Here is a 14889-nt window from a genome sequence, read left to right as displayed (position 1 = left end):
CGCAGCTCGGTCGCGGCGGACGTGTCATTCGGACCCATTTGACAAGTCTAACCTTGGTATTTGAACGCTGTCACTCAAGTTGAATGTCAGGAAAGGCAAGTTCATACTTGATATAGAGATGAAGAGATTCGGTAGGTGGGTGTTGTTGCTGGCGGCCAGTGCGGCCGTCACGGTCCCACTCACCCTGGCCGGAGTACCGTCGGCGGCCCTGTTCGCCGCACTGGTGGTCGGCATCGCCTTGGCCCTGTGTTCGTTCGCGCCGGCAGGCGTACCGCGCCGCGCCGGTATGGCGGCCCAAGGTGTGCTCGGCGTCTACATCGGCACCATGGTGTCCGAGGATGCCGTCGGCACGCTCGGGCCGCACTGGTTGCCGGTGCTGGGTGTCGCGGTGGCCACGCTGATGCTCTCGGTGCTCGCCGGTGCCTTGCTCGGTGTGCACCGTGACGTCACCCCGTTGACCGGATCGCTGGCGTTGGTCGCCGGCGGCGCGTCCGGTCTGGTGGCCATCGCCCGCGAACTCGGCGGTGACGATCGAGTGGTGTCGGTGGTGCAGTACCTGCGGGTGGCGCTGGTGACGGCGTCGATGCCGGTGGTGGTCACGCTGGTCTACCACGCCGACAAGTCCCACGCCCGTTCCGGTGTGGTCGGCGAATCACCATCGGCACCTTGGTATCTCAGCGTCGGCCTGCTCATCGTGCTGATCGTCGTCGGTGCCACCGTGGGCAAGCTGGTGCGCTTGCCCGGCGCGGGATTGCTCGGGCCGCTGGCACTCACGGTGGCATGGCAGCTCAGCGGTCTGTCGTTCGGCCTCGCCGTGCCCGATCTGCTGGTCCAGGTCGCGTATCTGGTGATCGGCTGGCAGGCGGGTCTGGCGTTCACGCGGGAATCCCTGCGCGCGGTCGCCCGCATCCTGCCGTGGGCGCTGGCGCTGATCGTGGCGCTCGGCGTCGCCACCGCCGGTCTCGGTGTCGCGCTGGCTCATTTCTCCGGGCTGACCCCGCTGGAGGGCTACCTGGCCACCAGCCCGGGCGGGGTGTACGCCGTCCTGGCCACGGCCGTCGAGACCGGCTCCAACGTCACGTTCATCATCGCCGCGCAAGTGGTGCGCATCCTGCTGATGCTGTTCGCCGCACCCCTGCTGGCCCGGCTACTGGCCCGGCTCACCACCAGGCGGCCGGAGCCGCTGGAAGCCGCAACAGCCGGCTAGAGACGCGCGATCACCGCGGCCAGCAGCGCGCCCATCCGCGTCGCCGACTGACGGCCGGCTTCGAGCACCTCCGCGTGGGACAACGGCTGGCCCGTCATCCCCGCGGCCAGGTTCGTCACCAGCGATACGCCCAGCACCTGCGCGCCCGCCGCGCGCGCCGCGATCGTCTCGTGCACCGTGGACATCCCGACCAGGTCGGCACCGAGGGTGCGCAGCATCCGGATCTCCGCCGGAGTCTCGTAATGCGGGCCGGGCAGCCCGGCGTAGACGCCCTCGGTCAGGGTCGGGTCGATCTCCCGGGCGATGGCCCGCAGCCGCGGCGCATAGGCATCCACCAGATCGACGAACTGCGCCCCGATCAGCGGTGACCGTGCCGTCAGGTTCAGATGATCGCTGATCAGCACCGGTTCCCCGACGTGGTGGTCGGCACGCAGCCCGCCCGCGGCATTGGTGAGCACGACGGTGCGCACCCCGGCCGCGCATGCGGTGCGCACCGGGTGCACGACGTGCTGCAGGTCGTGGCCCTCGTACGCGTGGATGCGGCCCACCAGCACCAGGACGTGGTGCGTGCCGACGCGCAGCGACAACACCTGGCCGCCGTGTCCGGCCGCGGTCGGCGGGGTGAAGCCGGGCAGGTCGGCCATCGCGATGGTGGCGTCGGGCGTCCCGAGTTGCCCGACGGCCGGCGCCCAGCCGGACCCCAGCACCACGGCGACGTCGTACGCGTCGACACCGGTGCGGTCCCGGATCACTTCGGCGGCGGCATCGGCTGAGCGCTGCGGATCGGTCACGAATGAGATACTGCCAGGATGCCCACGGTCGCCGCGTTGTCGAGTGTCGAGGATGTCGTCAACCGGCGTCGCGGGGATCTGATCGAGCTTTCCCACGCGATCCACTCCGAGCCCGAGCTGGCGTTCGAGGAACATCGCAGCTGCGCCAAGACCCAGGCGCTGGCCGCGGAACGCGGGTTCACGGTGACGGCGGCGCCCGCCGGATTGCCGACCGCGTTTCGCGCCGAGTACGGCAGCGGGCCGCTGGTCATCGGGATCTGCGCCGAATACGACGCGCTGCCGGGGATCGGGCACGCGTGCGGGCACAACATCATCGCCGCCTCCGCCGTCGGCACCGCACTGGCGCTGGCCGAGGTGGCCGACGAGCTCGGGCTGACCGTCGTCCTGCTGGGCACCCCCGCCGAGGAGACAGGTGGTGGAAAAGCCCTGTTGCTCAAGGCCGGAACCTTCGACGACATCGCGGCGACGGTGATGTTGCATCCAGGTCCGGTCGATATCGCCGCCGCCCGCTCCCTGGCCCTGTCGGAGGTGGCCGTCGAGTACACCGGCCGCGAATCGCACGCCGCGGTCGCGCCGTACCTGGGGATCAACGCCGCCGACGCGCTCACCGTCGCGCAGGTGGCGATCGGGCTGTTGCGCCAGCAGTTGGCCCCCGGTCAGATGGTGCACGGACTGGTCACCGAGGGCGGCCAGGCCAGCAACATCATTCCCGCGCACACCGAACTGCGGTACACCATGCGCGCGACCACCATGCAATCGCTGCACGAACTGGAGGAACGGATGGCCGGGTGTTTCGCCGCCGGCGCGGTGGCCACCGGCTGTGGGCACACCGTCGCCGAGACCGCCCCGCCCTACGACGCGCTGGCGCCGGATGCGTTCCTGTCCGAGGTGTTCCGCGCCGAGATGCTGCGGTTCGGGCGCACCCCGGTGACCAAGGAGCTGGAGGTGGCGTTGCCGCTGGGCAGTACCGATATGGGCAACGTCACGCAGGTGATGCCGGGCATCCATCCGGTGGTGGGGGTGGACGCCGGCGGTGCGTCGATCCACCAACCCGAGTTCACGGTGGCCGCGGCGGGCCCGTCTGCCGACAAGGCTGTCACCGAAGGCGCAATCATGTTGGCCCGCACCGTGGTTGCGCTGGCGCAGGATGCCGGCGAACGTGACCGGGTGCTGGCCGCCCAGGCCCGGCGGAGGGCGTCATGACGCTGCGCGAGCACACCGAAGCGTGGCTGACCGCCCACCACGAGGACCTGGTGGCCTGGCGCCGCCACATCCATACCCACCCCGAACTCGGCCGGCAGGAATTCGCCACCACCGAGTTCGTCGCCAACCTGTTGGCCGATGCCGGGCTCAACCCCAAGGTGCTGCCCGGCGGCACCGGACTGACGTGTGACTTCGGTCCCGACGACGGACCCCGGGTGGCGTTGCGCGCGGATATGGACGCGCTGCCGATGGCCGAACGCACGGGTCTGCCGTTCTCGTCGGCGGTCCCCGGGGTGGCGCACGCGTGTGGGCACGACGCGCACACCGCGGTACTGCTCGGCGCGGCGCTGGCGCTGGCGTCGGCGCCCGAGCTTCCGACCGGCGTGCGGTTGATCTTCCAGCCGGCCGAGGAGCTGATGCCCGGCGGCGCGATCGATGCCGTGGCCGCCGGTGCGGTGTCCGGGGTTTCGCGGATCTTCGCGCTGCACTGCGATCCGCGACTGGAGGTCGGCAAGGTGGCCACCCGCCCCGGACCGATCACCTCAGCCGCCGATTCGATCGAGATCACCCTGCACTCGCCGGGTGGACACACCTCGCGACCGCACCTGACCGGTGATCTGGTGTACGCGCTGGGCATGCTGATCACCGGGGTACCGGGTGTGCTGTCGCGACGCATCGATCCGCGGCTGAGCACCGTCATGGTGTGGGGCGCGGTCAACGCGGGGGTGGCGGCCAACGCCATCCCGCAGACCGGGACATTGGCGGGCACCATCCGCACCGCCAGCCGGGAGACCTGGCTGACACTGGAATCTCTTGTCCAAGAAGCGGTTTCGTCGATCTTGGGACCGCTGAAGGTCGAGCATGCGGTGAACTACCGGCGCGGCGTGCCGCCGGTGGTCAACGAGGAGACCTCCACCCGCATCCTCACCCATGCCATCGAGGCGCTGGGCCCGGACGCGCTGGCCGACACGCACCAGTCCGGCGGCGGCGAGGACTTCTCCTGGTATCTGGAAGAGGTGCCCGGTGCGATGGCCCGCCTCGGGGTCTGGTCGGGCCGCGGGCCGCAGCTGGATCTGCACCAGCCCACGTTCGACCTCGACGAGCGGGCGCTGGCGGTCGGGGTGCGGGTGATGGTGAACCTGGTGCAGTACTCGGCCTAGCTCTCCTGCTGCGCGAGCGTGCGTGTCTGCACACCGACGCGCCGCAACTCCTGGCAGTCAGCGCACGCTCGCCGGCGGTGAAGGTGCGCGGTCGCACGGTTATCCACAGAGTGCGATCTGGGTCTGGCCGAGGGGTGCGTCCGGCGTCGACGATCGTGGGCATGAATCCGGAGTTGATCAGCCTGCTGGAGCGCCAAGGTGGGGTCGCCACCAGCGCGCAGCTGCTCGCCCATATGCCGAGGCGCGCCTTCGAAGCAGCCGTCCGCAACGGTGAATTCGACCGGCTGTGGCAGGGCATCTACGGAAAGGGCCAAGCCACCGAGGAGGTGCGCTTGCGTGGGCTGGACCTGGCGACCGGTGCTTCGGTGCCGGTGTGTCTGGGTACGGCGGCCGCGCGCTACGGCTTCGACACGGAGGGCACAGCGGACCTGCACGTCCTCAATCCACCACGGGGCCAACTCAGATCGACCGACGGCTTGGTGGTGCACCGGCGCGACGGCGCACCGCTGGCCTACGCCGCCGGTCGGCTCGCCACCGCTGCGCACTGGACGGCGGTGGAGGTGGCCCGGTCGCTGCGCCGTCCGCGTGCGCTGGCGACGCTGGACGCCGCACTGCGCAGCGGGGCGTGCAGCCGCACCGATATGTGGCGGGCGGCGCAGGCACAGGCAGGGCGGCGCGGCATCGTCGCGGTCCGGCATCTGCTCCCGCTGGCTGACGGGCGCGCGGAATCACCCATGGAGAGCGAGGCGCGGCTGGTGATGATCGACGGTGGCCTGCCGATACCGCAGTTGCAGTACGAGATCATCGACGGGAACGGCGAACTGCGTCGGTTCGACTTCGGCTGGCCGCAGATGCGGGTGGCCGCCGAGTACGAAGGTGTCGACTGGCACAGCGGGCCCGAGGAGATGCGACGCGACCGCCGGAGGTTGGCTGCCGTCCAGGACGCCGGCTGGACCGTGGTGCCGATCCTCTTCGCCGACGTGCGGTATCGACAAGTGGAGTTGGTGGCGCGGATCGATCGGCAGTTGCGTCGCGCTCAGGCGGCGTGAGCGTGCGCTGACTGCCAGGAATTGCGGCGTGTCGGTGTGCAGACACGCACACTCGCGGGCCCGGGGGCTAGGTGCCGGGGCCGACGTTCGCGGCCGGCCGGGTGCGCAGATCGTGCACATAGGAGGCGGGTGCGCCGGCGATCTCGGCGGCGTCGGCCATCACGCCGAGGTAGCGCGCCGACGGCAGGCCGCCTTCCCAGGCGTCGACCACGTACAGCCAGGCCAACACCGGATCGGTGGTGGTGTCCGAGGACAGCCGGTCCACCCGGCACCGGATCTTCTTGTGGAAGCCGAGCTCGGAGCCCTCCCAGCGATCCAGGTTGCCCTCGTCCTCTTTGGTCATGTCGTAGAGCACCACGAAGACCTTTTCGTCGGGATCCTCGACCAGGGTGGCCAGGGCGCCCTCCCAGCCGAAGTCCTCGCCACCGAACGTCAGGCGCCATCCGTGCAACCAACCGGTGCCGGCCACCGGAGAATGCGGGGCGCGCTGGAGCATCTGCTCCGGATGCATGTTCGATCCGTAAGCGGCGTAGAGCGGCACGGGCCAACTTTAGGCGCTCCGGCGGGCAGGAGCGAAGCGACCCGGGGGATCGGCCGTGTGGGCGGGAGCGAAGCGACCCACTACGTTTATCACCGTGCCCACCCGCATCGTGATCATCGGCGGCGGTCCCGCCGGCTACGAGGCCGCATTGGTCGCCGCGTCCCGCGGCCCGGACGCCGTTCAGGTCACCGTCGTCGACAGCGACGGTATCGGTGGCGCCTGCGTGCTGTTCGACTGCGTGCCGTCCAAGACCTTCATCGCTTCGACGGGGGTGCGCACCGAGCTGCGTCGCGCCAACGGTCTGGGCTTCGACATCGCCATCGACGACGCCAAGATCTCCCTCGAGCAGATCCACAACCGGGTCAAGACGCTGGCCAGATCGCAGTCCGCCGATATCGGTGCCACCCTGCTCAACGCGGGGGTCAACGTGGTCAAGGGCCGCGGTGAGCTGGTCGACAGCGTGCCGGGGATGGCCCATCACCGAGTCAAGGTCTCCACCCCGGACGGCAAGGTCGGGGTGCTCAAGGCCGATGTGGTGCTGATCGCCACCGGCGCCACTCCACGGGTGCTGCCCAACGCGGTCCCGGACGGCGAACGCGTGCTGAACTGGCGCCAGCTCTACGACCTCACCGAGCTGCCCGAGCATCTGGTGATCGTCGGCTCGGGTGTGACCGGTGCGGAGTTCTGCAGCGCGTACACCGAGCTCGGTGTGAAGGTCACCGTGGTGGCCAGCCGCGACCAGATCCTGCCGCACGAGGACTCCGACGCCGCCGCCGTGCTGGAGGAGGCCTTCTCCGAGCGCGGCGTGTCGCTGGTGAAGAACGCCAGGGCCGACTCGGTGGTCCGTACCGACAACGGGATCAAGGTCACACTGGCCGACGGTCGCGTGGTCGAGGGCAGTCACGCCCTGATGACCGTCGGTTCGGTGCCCAACACCAGCGGCCTCGGTCTGGACCGGGCCGGGATCGAACTCGGCCCGGGTAACTACCTGACCGTGGACCGGGTATCGCGCACGAAAGCGCCCGGCATCTACGCGGCGGGGGACTGCACCGGACTGTTGCCGCTGGCCTCGGTCGCCGCCATGCAGGGCCGCATCGCGATGTATCACGCGCTGGGTGAAGGGGTGAATCCCATCCGCTTGCGCACCGTCGCGTCGGCCACGTTCACCCGGCCCGAGATCGCCGCGGTCGGCGTCCCGCAGACCAAGATCGATGACGGCACCGTGCCCGCCCGGACCCTGATGCTTCCGCTGACGACGAACGCCAGGGCCAAGATGTCGCTGCTGCGGTTCGGCTTCGTCAAGATCTTCTGCCGGCCGGCCACCGGTGTGGTGATCGGCGGTGTGGTGGTCGCGCCGATCGCCTCCGAGCTGATCCTGCCCATCGCCCTGGCGGTGCAGAACCGGATCTCGGTGGGTGACCTGGCCCAGACGCTGTCGGTGTACCCGTCGCTGTCCGGCTCGATCGTCGAGGCGGCGCGACGTCTGATGGCACATGATGACCTGGACTAAAGGTCAGTTCGACGCGCTGGACCCACAAAGGGTCGCCTGCGCGACGTAGGCTCGGAACGGCAACGCCTACCCACGAGTAACCACGAGGAGCCTCCGGCGTGACTGACCCGATCTCAGGCAAGGGACAAGCTCAGCTCGGACCCGAGCACCGTGCGGCGGCCTGGCAGCGCCTCGGCAGCGAACAGTTCGATGTCGTGGTCATCGGCGGCGGGGTGGTCGGCGCGGGTGCGGCCCTGGACGCGGCGACCCGCGGGCTGAGGGTCGCGCTGGTCGAAGCCCGGGACTTCGCGTCCGGCACGTCGAGTCGGAGCAGCAAGATGTTCCACGGTGGCCTGCGCTACCTCGAACAACTGGAGTTCGGCCTGGTCCGCGAGGCGCTGCACGAACGCGAGCTGTCGCTGACGACACTGGCCCCGCATCTGGTGAAACCGCTGCCGTTCCTGTTCCCGCTGACCAAACGGTGGTGGGAACGGCCCTATGTGGCCGCGGGCATCTTCCTCTACGACCAGCTGGGCGGCGCGAAATCCGTTCCGGCGCAGAAGCATCTACTCAAGGCCGGGGCGCTGCGGCTGGCGCCGGGGCTCAAGCGCAGCTCGCTCATCGGCGGTATCCGCTACTACGACACCGTCGTCGACGATGCCCGCCACACCATGACGGTGGCCCGCACCGCCGCACACTACGGCGCCGTGGTGCGGACCTCCACGCAGGTGGTGGCGCTGCTGCGCGAGGGCGACCGGGTCACCGGGGTGAAGGTGCGCGACTCGGAGAACGGCGCCGTCACCGAGGTGCGCGGGCACGTGGTCGTCAACGCGACGGGCGTGTGGACCGACGAGATCCAGGCGCTGTCGAAGGAGCGCGGCCGGTTCCGGGTGCGGGCCTCCAAGGGCGTGCACATCGTGGTGCCCCGCGACCGCGTCGTCAGTGAGGTCGCGATCATTCTGCGCACCGAGAAGTCGGTGCTCTTCGTCATTCCTTGGGGCACGCACTGGATCATCGGCACCACCGACACCGACTGGAACCTCGACCTGGCGCACCCGGCCGCCACCAAGGCCGATATCGACTACATCCTCGGCCACGTCAACACGGTGCTGGCCACCCCGCTGACCCATGACGATATCGACGGTGTCTATGCCGGGCTGCGGCCGCTGCTGGCGGGGGAGAGCGAGTCCACGTCGAAGCTGTCCCGCGAACATGCCGTGGCGGTGCCGTCGCCGGGGTTGGTGGCCATCGCCGGCGGCAAGTACACCACCTATCGGGTGATGGGTCAGGACGCGATCGACGCCGCGGCCGAATTCGTGCCGACCCGGGTGGCGCCGTCGATCACCGAGAAGGTGCCGCTGATGGGGGCCGACGGTTACTTCGCCCTGGTCAACCAGACCGAGCATGTCGGTGCCCATTACGGCCTGCATCCGTACCGGGTACGCCACCTGCTGGACCGTTACGGCTCGCTGATCGGTGAGGTACTGGCCATGGCTGACGGCAATCCGCAACTGCTGGAACCGATCACCGATGCCCCGGTGTACCTCAAGGTCGAGGCGGTGTACGCGGTGGCCGCCGAGGGCGCACTGCATCTGGAGGACATCCTCGCCCGGCGGATGCGGATCTCCATCGAGTACCCGCACCGCGGTGTGAACTGCGCGCGTGAGGTTGCCGAAGTCGTTGCGCCCGTTCTTGGTTGGAGTCCCGCGGATGTCGACCGCGAGGTGTCGACATACCTGGCGCGGGTGGAGGCCGAGGTGCAATCGCAGACGCAGCCGGATGACGAAAGCGCTGATGCGCTGCGGGCCGCGGCGCCGGAGGCACGCGCCGAGATCCTGGAACCGGTGCCGCTGAATTGATACGCCGGTGAAACGGCCCCTGCCGGATCGCGACGGTGTCGGGCCGGCACGTGTCAGGTTGCGCGGCGGCTCGGTGTTGGTGGAGCTCGCCGACCGGTTCGGCGAGCCCGCAGCTACGAAAGTCCTTGCCGGAGAGGTGTATCTACCCAACGGCGGCGTGGTGGCCGCCGATACGGTGCTGCCGCCGAACTCCTATGTCTACCTGTACCGCGATCTGCCCGACGAGATTCCGGTGCCCTTCGAGATGCCGATCCTGTACCGCGACCGCGACATCCTCGTCGTGGACAAGCCGCATTTCCTGGCCACCACGCCGCGCGGCGGTCACGTCGTGCAGACGGCCTTGGTGCGGCTGCGGCGCGAACTGGAACTGCCCGAACTCAGCCCCGCGCACCGGCTGGACCGGCTCACCGCCGGTGTGCTGCTGTTCACGGTGCGCCGCGAGGTCCGGGGTGCCTACCAGACGATGTTCGCCGAAGGGCGGGCACGCAAGACGTATCTGGCCCGGGCCGCCGGGACCCCCACCGTCGCACTGCCGGCACTGCTGACCAGCCGGATCATCAAGCAGCGCAGCCGGTTACAGGCCTTCGAGGAACCCGGTGAGCCGAACGCGCAGACCCACGTCGACCTTCTCGACGACGGGCTCTACCGTCTGACCCCGCACACCGGACGCACCCATCAACTGCGGGTGCACATGGCGTCCCTCGGTGTGCCGATCGACAACGACCCGCTCTACCCGGACGTCATCGACGTGGCGCCCGGTGACTTTTCGGCTCCGCTGCAGCTGCTGGCCCAGCGGCTCGCGTTCGACGACCCACTCAGTGGTATGCCCCGCGATTTCGTCAGCGGTCGGGTTCTCTAGACCGCTCTGCGGGTGAACTGGGCGATCGGACCGTAGTCCTGGTAATCGTGCGTCTCGGCCAGTGGATTCCGGTCGAAGGTGTACTCGACGTAGAGCTTCTTGATCTTTCGCGCCAGCTCGACCGGAATGTTCTCGATGACGGCCGCTTCCAGCCCTTCGATATCGATCTTGAGGATGTCGATCTTGCCGTGCTTTTCGATCGCCTCTTCGAGCACGCTGCGGGAGTTCACCAACGGGACGGTCAGGGTGTTGCCGTGCCCGGCCCCGACGCCGCCGTACCGGCCGGACTCCTCCCATGCGAACTCCACCTCGCCGTCGCTGGTGCCGACAGCGGCCTGGTGCACTTCGAAGCGACCTTCGAACTGGCGCAGGTTGTCCTTGAGCTTCGCGACGTTGGAGGGCAGTGGTTCGAACAGATACGTGTATGCGGCCGCGTTGCGGGTCAGGAAGTAAGCGGCGGAGATGCCGATATTGGAGCCGAAATCGACGATCACCGTATCCGAGGTGTCGGCCAGGTAGTCATTGCGGCAGAAGATCTCGTTGACGGTGAGGACGTCATGGCCGGAGTGCAGGCGCAGGTCGAGCCATGATTGCGGAGTGCGGACGCGCACCGTGTACGGGTAGGTCCCCTTGCCGATCAGATAGCGCTTGAACATCTCCGCCGGGTGTTCGTAGAGCCGGACCATGTTGGCGGCCGCGACGTAGTGCCTGCGGTCCAGCGCAGATTTCGCAATCAAGCCGAGATTGCGGCCCGCGACCTGCATATCTACCTCCGTCGTAGGGGACGCTCATGCCGGACACCAAGTCGGCACACAGCAACGCCCGCCCACACTACCGGCACGTAGCTAATTGATGACGCAAGTGACCAGACTGCCTGACCAGGTCTGATCTACTGACCGGCATGGATCGTGCCGCGTTTGACCAGTTGTTCGACATGTCCGACCGCACCGTCATCGTCACCGGCGGTACCCGTGGCATCGGGTTGGCGTTGAGTGAGGGGTTCGTCCTCAGCGGAGCCCGGGTGGTGATGGCCAGCCGCAAGCCCGATGCGTGCGCCGCAGCCGCCGGGCATCTGCGGAGCCTGGGCGGCGAGGCGATCGGCGTGCCGGCCCATCTCGGTGAGGTCGATGATCTGGCGGCGCTGGTGGACCGCACCGTGTCGGAATTCGGTGGCATCGACGTGGTGGTCAACAACGCGGCCAATGCGCTGGCGCAGCCGTTCGGTTCGATGACGGTCGATGCCTGGAACAAGTCCTACTCCGTGAATCTGCAGGGCCCGGTGTTCCTGGTTCAGCATGCGTTGCCGTATCTGACGCAGAGTCCGGCGGCAGCGGTGCTGAACATGGTCTCGGTGGGCGCCTTCAACTTCGCGCCCTCGTTGTCCATCTATGCCTCGGGTAAGGCCGCGCTGATGTCGGTGACCCGCTCGATGGCGGCCGAGTTCGCCCCGCTGGGCATCCGGGTCAACGCCCTCGCACCCGGGCCCGTGGACACCGACATGATGCGCAACAACCCGCAGGAGGCCGTCGACGCGATGGCGGCGAACACCCTGATGCGCCGGCTCGCATCGCCGGACGAAATGATCGGTCCCGCGCTGCTGCTGTGTTCGCGGGCCGGCAGCTACATCACCGGTCAGGTGGTCATCGTCGACGGTGGAGGGACCCCGCGCTAGTCAGTCCCGCTCGGCGCTGCGCCAGCCCCTGACGCCGACCGCGATCATCCGCATCTGCTTGACGGCGGTGCGCTTGATCTCCTCCAGCGCCGACGGTTCTGAGGCGTCCTCGGCGGTCTCGGCGATCGAGATCATGGCGTTGACGAACAGGTTGGCCAGAATGTTGAGGTCCTCGCTGCTCCAGTCCTTCATCCCGGGGAAGCGGGCCAGGTCGATGGCGAGCTCCGAGGTGATCAACCGGATCTCGGTGCGAATGGCGTAGCGCAGCATGGCCACGCCACTGGCACGCTCCCGGGTGATGAAGCGCCAGTGCTCGCGGCGGTCGCTGATACTGGCGATGAGGATCTCCGCCGACGAGTCGATGACGTGGTTGGGATCGAGTTTCCCGGCGCGGGCGCCGCGCAGCATGTCACGCAGTGACCGGAACGATTCGTCGATCAGCACAAGGCCGAGAGCTTCCATCGAATCGAAGTGGCGGTAGAAGGCCGCGGGCACGATGCCCGCTTCACGGGTGACCTCCCGCAGGCTCAGGCCGGTGAAGCTGCCCTCCTCGAGCAGGTGCAGTGCGGCGGCCACGATCGCGCGTCGGGTGACCTCTTTGCGCTCTTCGCGCGACAAGGTGTCACGCGAGCGAGGCCGTCCTGAGCGACTGGGCCGCCCGGAGCGCGACTTCGGTACGTCACTATCCACAACCAACGAGCGTACAACCGGATGCCCCTCCGATTCGCTCGGCGCCGCGTTGTCAATCGTTTGTGAATTCAGAGTACGAATGTTCACTGTGTTATGCCCGTCACAACCTGCGGATTTTCCTTGACCATGCGAGTTTATCGCGCCCACAGTGTACATATGTTCACCGAAACATTGACGCACAAGCTGAGGGATCGGGTGCTCCGGTCACCGCTGCTGGATCTGCTCACCGGACCGCACGGCGTCGACCGGTACACCGAGATCGTCGATCCGGTGTGGATCAAGGGCAATGCGCGCGCAAAGGTGGTGGCCGTCCGTCGCCAGACGTCCCGCAGCGTCACCTTGACGCTGGAACCCAACCGGGCCTTCACCGGCTTCATGGCCGGTCAGCACATCAACCTGTCGGTGGAGATCAACGGACGCCGCCGCACCCGCCCGTACTCCCCGGCCAGCGCGGAGGGTGGCCGCCTCATCGAACTGACCGTCGGGCTGCACGACGGTGGCCTGGTGTCGACCTACCTCTACGAGAACGCCGAGCCCGGGATGACCGTCGGCCTCGACTCCGTCGGCGGCGATTTCTTCATGCCCGCACAGCGCCCCAAGCGCATCCTGTTCGTCTCCGGCGGCAGCGGTATCACCCCGGTGCTGTCGATGCTGCGCACGCTCAAAGCCGAGGGCTTCACCGGCGACGCCGCGTTCATCCACTATGCGCGCTCCGCCGATGAGGCCTGTTATCGCGACGAACTCGACACCATGCCCGGCGTTCGGGTGCTGCACGGCTATACCCGCGACGACGCCGGGGCCGATCTGGACGGATATTTCGCCCCGCATCACCTGGCCGCGGCGATGACCGAACCGGACGCGATCTTCGTGTGCGGTCCGCCCGCACTCGTCGACGCAGTGCGGGAGCTGCGTCCGGACGCACTATCCGAGAGCTTCGTCCCGCCGGTATTCACCGTGCCCGCCGAAGCCACCGGTGGCACCGTCACCTTCGCCGGCAGTGCTGTGCAGGTGGCCGACAACGGTCAGACGCTGCTCCAACAGGCCGAAGCCGCCGGGCTGAACCCGGAAAGCGGATGCCGGATGGGCATCTGCTTCAGCTGCACCCGAACCAAAACCCGCGGCGCCGTGCGCAATGTGCTCAACGGCACGGTGTCCACCGACGACTGCGAAGACATCCGAATCTGCGTCACCGCCCCCGTCGGCGATGTCGAGATCGACCTGTAGAGAACCCTGAACACCCTGTGACGCGAAAGGACAAGCAATGACCACACTCGAATTGCCCCGTAGCTCCACCGTTTCCGCCACTACTCATGCCCCGAAGGCGAAGTACGCGCTCACCCCCGAGCAGGCCGACGCGTTCGGCAAGGAACTCGACGCCATCCGTGAACGTGCACTGGCCGAGCTGGGGGAGCGTGACGCCGCCTACATCCGCAAGATCATCAAGATGCAGCGCAGCCTCGAGGTCGGTGGCCGCGCCCTGCTGTTCCTGCCGCCGGCCTGGCCGATCGGCACCGTGATGCTCGGGCTGTCGAAGATCCTCGACAACATGGAGATCGGCCACAACGTCATGCACGGCCAGTACGACTGGATGGGCGATCCGGCGCTGCGCGGCCAGAACTTCGAATGGGATTCGGCCTGCCCGTCCAACCAGTGGCGGCACTCGCACAACTACATGCACCACACCTACACCAACATCGTCGACCTGGATCGCGACATCGGCTACGGCGTGCTGCGGATGAGTGAGGACCAGAAGTGGCATCCGTACTACCTGGGCAACCCGGTCTACGCATTCCTGCTGATGGTGTTCTTCCAGTACGGCGTGGCCCTGCACGAGCTGGAGACCGAGCGCATCCGCTCCGGTGAGATCAAGCTGCGGGACAAGAAGGACATGCTCACCGAGATGTGGGCGAAGGTCAGCAAGCAGACCGTCAAGGACTACGTGGCCTTCCCGCTGCTGGCCGGACCGTTCGCGCCGTTCGTCTTCACGGGCAACATGACCGCCAACCTGATGCGCAATGTGTGGTCGTACATGATCATCTTCTGCGGGCATTTCCCGGAGGGCACGCACGAGTTCACCGTCGAAGAGACCAAGGCCGAGACGCGCGGGCAGTGGTACTACCGGCAGCTGCTGGGTTCGGCGAACCTCACCGGTGGGAAGTGGTTCCACATCTTCAGCGGCAACCTGTCCTTCCAGATCGAGCACCACCTGTTCCCCGACATTCCGGCGCACCGTTATGCCGAGATCTCGGGTGAGGTGAAGGAGATCTGCCGGCGGTACGGTCTGCCCTACAACAGTGGGCCGCTGCCCAAGCAGTTCTTCTCGGTCGTCAAGAAGATCTGCCGGCTGGCGCTGCCGAACCCCAAGTGAC

General features: G+C 67.8%; 14 protein-coding genes. 10 read left to right on the top strand and 4 right to left on the bottom strand.

Annotation, left to right across the window (positions count from 1 at the left end):
* The first annotated feature begins 118 nt into the window (after positions 1-118).
* A complete protein-coding gene (locus tag QN239_RS25495; RefSeq protein ID WP_499014623.1) occupies positions 119-1207 on the top strand; it encodes an AbrB family protein in 1089 nt (362 codons plus the stop codon).
* Here QN239_RS25495 and QN239_RS25490 read toward each other — a convergent pair.
* Positions 1204-1998, bottom strand: a complete 795-nt coding sequence (locus tag QN239_RS25490) for a purine-nucleoside phosphorylase (RefSeq protein WP_090356059.1) — start codon at positions 1996-1998, stop codon at positions 1204-1206. The genes QN239_RS25495 and QN239_RS25490 overlap by 4 nt on opposite strands.
* Before the next feature lie 18 nt (positions 1999-2016).
* On the opposite strand from QN239_RS25490, the gene QN239_RS25485 reads away from it, so the two are divergent.
* From QN239_RS25485 to QN239_RS25475, 3 genes are all read left to right on the top strand, one after another.
* Positions 2017-3201, top strand: coding sequence for a M20 family metallopeptidase (locus QN239_RS25485; RefSeq protein ID WP_267290378.1), 1185 nt, complete (start codon positions 2017-2019; stop codon positions 3199-3201).
* Positions 3198-4361, top strand: a complete 1164-nt coding sequence (locus QN239_RS25480) for an amidohydrolase (protein ID WP_499014620.1) — start codon at positions 3198-3200, stop codon at positions 4359-4361. The genes QN239_RS25485 and QN239_RS25480 overlap by 4 nt, the downstream gene beginning before the upstream one ends.
* 161 nt (positions 4362-4522) lie before the next feature.
* Positions 4523-5410, top strand: a complete 888-nt coding sequence (locus QN239_RS25475; protein ID WP_499014619.1) for a type IV toxin-antitoxin system AbiEi family antitoxin — start codon at positions 4523-4525, stop codon at positions 5408-5410.
* Positions 5411-5477: 67 nt separating this feature from the next.
* Here QN239_RS25475 and QN239_RS25470 read toward each other — a convergent pair whose 3' ends face one another.
* Complete coding sequence (locus QN239_RS25470; RefSeq protein WP_090356048.1) at positions 5478-5951, bottom strand: gamma-glutamylcyclotransferase family protein; 474 nt, start codon at positions 5949-5951, stop codon at positions 5478-5480.
* 94 nt (positions 5952-6045) lie between these two features.
* On the opposite strand from QN239_RS25470, the gene QN239_RS25465 reads away from it, so the two are divergent.
* The 3 genes from QN239_RS25465 to QN239_RS25455 all read left to right on the top strand — a co-directional run bounded on the left by QN239_RS25465 (position 6046) and on the right by QN239_RS25455 (position 10158).
* On the top strand, positions 6046-7461 hold the full coding sequence (locus QN239_RS25465) for an NAD(P)H-quinone dehydrogenase (RefSeq protein WP_187098543.1): 1416 nt from the start codon (positions 6046-6048) through the stop codon (positions 7459-7461).
* A 98-nt stretch (positions 7462-7559) separates the two neighbouring features.
* Positions 7560-9299, top strand: a complete 1740-nt coding sequence (locus QN239_RS25460) for a glycerol-3-phosphate dehydrogenase/oxidase (protein ID WP_499014617.1) — start codon at positions 7560-7562, stop codon at positions 9297-9299.
* A gap of 7 nt (positions 9300-9306) precedes the next feature.
* The gene (locus QN239_RS25455; RefSeq protein WP_499014615.1) at positions 9307-10158 is read left to right on the top strand and encodes a pseudouridine synthase; all 852 of its coding nucleotides are present in this window, start codon (positions 9307-9309) and stop codon (positions 10156-10158) included.
* Here QN239_RS25455 and QN239_RS25450 read toward each other — a convergent pair.
* The gene (locus tag QN239_RS25450; RefSeq protein WP_499014614.1) at positions 10155-10922 is read right to left on the bottom strand and encodes an FkbM family methyltransferase; all 768 of its coding nucleotides are present in this window, start codon (positions 10920-10922) and stop codon (positions 10155-10157) included. The two genes, QN239_RS25455 and QN239_RS25450, sit on opposite strands and share 4 nt — an antisense overlap.
* 137 nt (positions 10923-11059) lie before the next feature.
* On the opposite strand from QN239_RS25450, the gene QN239_RS25445 reads away from it, so the two are divergent.
* On the top strand, positions 11060-11830 hold the full coding sequence (locus QN239_RS25445; protein WP_499014612.1) for an SDR family NAD(P)-dependent oxidoreductase: 771 nt from the start codon (positions 11060-11062) through the stop codon (positions 11828-11830).
* On the opposite strand, the gene QN239_RS25440 is transcribed toward QN239_RS25445, so the two are convergent.
* Positions 11831-12520 carry a TetR family transcriptional regulator gene (locus tag QN239_RS25440; RefSeq protein ID WP_499014610.1) on the bottom strand — a complete coding sequence of 230 codons (690 nt, stop codon included), beginning with the start codon at positions 12518-12520 and terminating at the stop codon, positions 11831-11833.
* 156 nt (positions 12521-12676) lie between these two features.
* Between QN239_RS25440 and QN239_RS25435 the strand changes: the two genes are divergently transcribed.
* Together QN239_RS25435 and QN239_RS25430 are read left to right on the top strand one after the other, a co-directional pair.
* The gene (locus QN239_RS25435) at positions 12677-13744 is read left to right on the top strand and encodes a ferredoxin reductase (RefSeq protein WP_499014608.1); all 1068 of its coding nucleotides are present in this window, start codon (positions 12677-12679) and stop codon (positions 13742-13744) included.
* Between the two features lie 37 nt (positions 13745-13781).
* The gene (locus QN239_RS25430; protein WP_499014606.1) at positions 13782-14888 is read left to right on the top strand and encodes a fatty acid desaturase family protein; all 1107 of its coding nucleotides are present in this window, start codon (positions 13782-13784) and stop codon (positions 14886-14888) included.
* The last annotated feature ends 1 nt before the right edge of the window (position 14889 follow it).

It is taken from the genome of Mycolicibacterium sp. Y3 (genome assembly GCF_051188035.1).
In the GTDB taxonomy this organism is placed as follows: domain Bacteria; phylum Actinomycetota; class Actinomycetes; order Mycobacteriales; family Mycobacteriaceae; genus Mycobacterium; species Mycobacterium fluoranthenivorans.
The sequence above is the reverse complement of the archived record's forward strand: the minus strand, read 5'-3'. Positions and strand labels throughout refer to the sequence as shown.

Bases quoted from the DNA above. Each gene is read 5' to 3' on its own strand.
- QN239_RS25480 (WP_499014620.1), top strand. From the start codon at position 3,198: ATGACGCTGCGCGAGCACACCGAAGCGTGGCTGACCGCCCACCACGAG.
- QN239_RS25430 (WP_499014606.1), top strand. From the start codon at position 13,782: ATGACCACACTCGAATTGCCCCGTAGCTCCACCGTTTCCGCCACTACT.
- QN239_RS25450 (WP_499014614.1), bottom strand. From the start codon at position 10,922: ATGCAGGTCGCGGGCCGCAATCTCGGCTTGATTGCGAAATCTGCGCTG.
- QN239_RS25495 (WP_499014623.1), top strand. From the start codon at position 119: ATGAAGAGATTCGGTAGGTGGGTGTTGTTGCTGGCGGCCAGTGCGGCC.
- QN239_RS25475 (WP_499014619.1), top strand. From the start codon at position 4,523: ATGAATCCGGAGTTGATCAGCCTGCTGGAGCGCCAAGGTGGGGTCGCC.
- QN239_RS25445 (WP_499014612.1), top strand. From the start codon at position 11,060: ATGGATCGTGCCGCGTTTGACCAGTTGTTCGACATGTCCGACCGCACC.
- QN239_RS25435 (WP_499014608.1), top strand. From the start codon at position 12,677: ATGTTCACCGAAACATTGACGCACAAGCTGAGGGATCGGGTGCTCCGG.
- QN239_RS25485 (WP_267290378.1), top strand. From the start codon at position 2,017: ATGCCCACGGTCGCCGCGTTGTCGAGTGTCGAGGATGTCGTCAACCGG.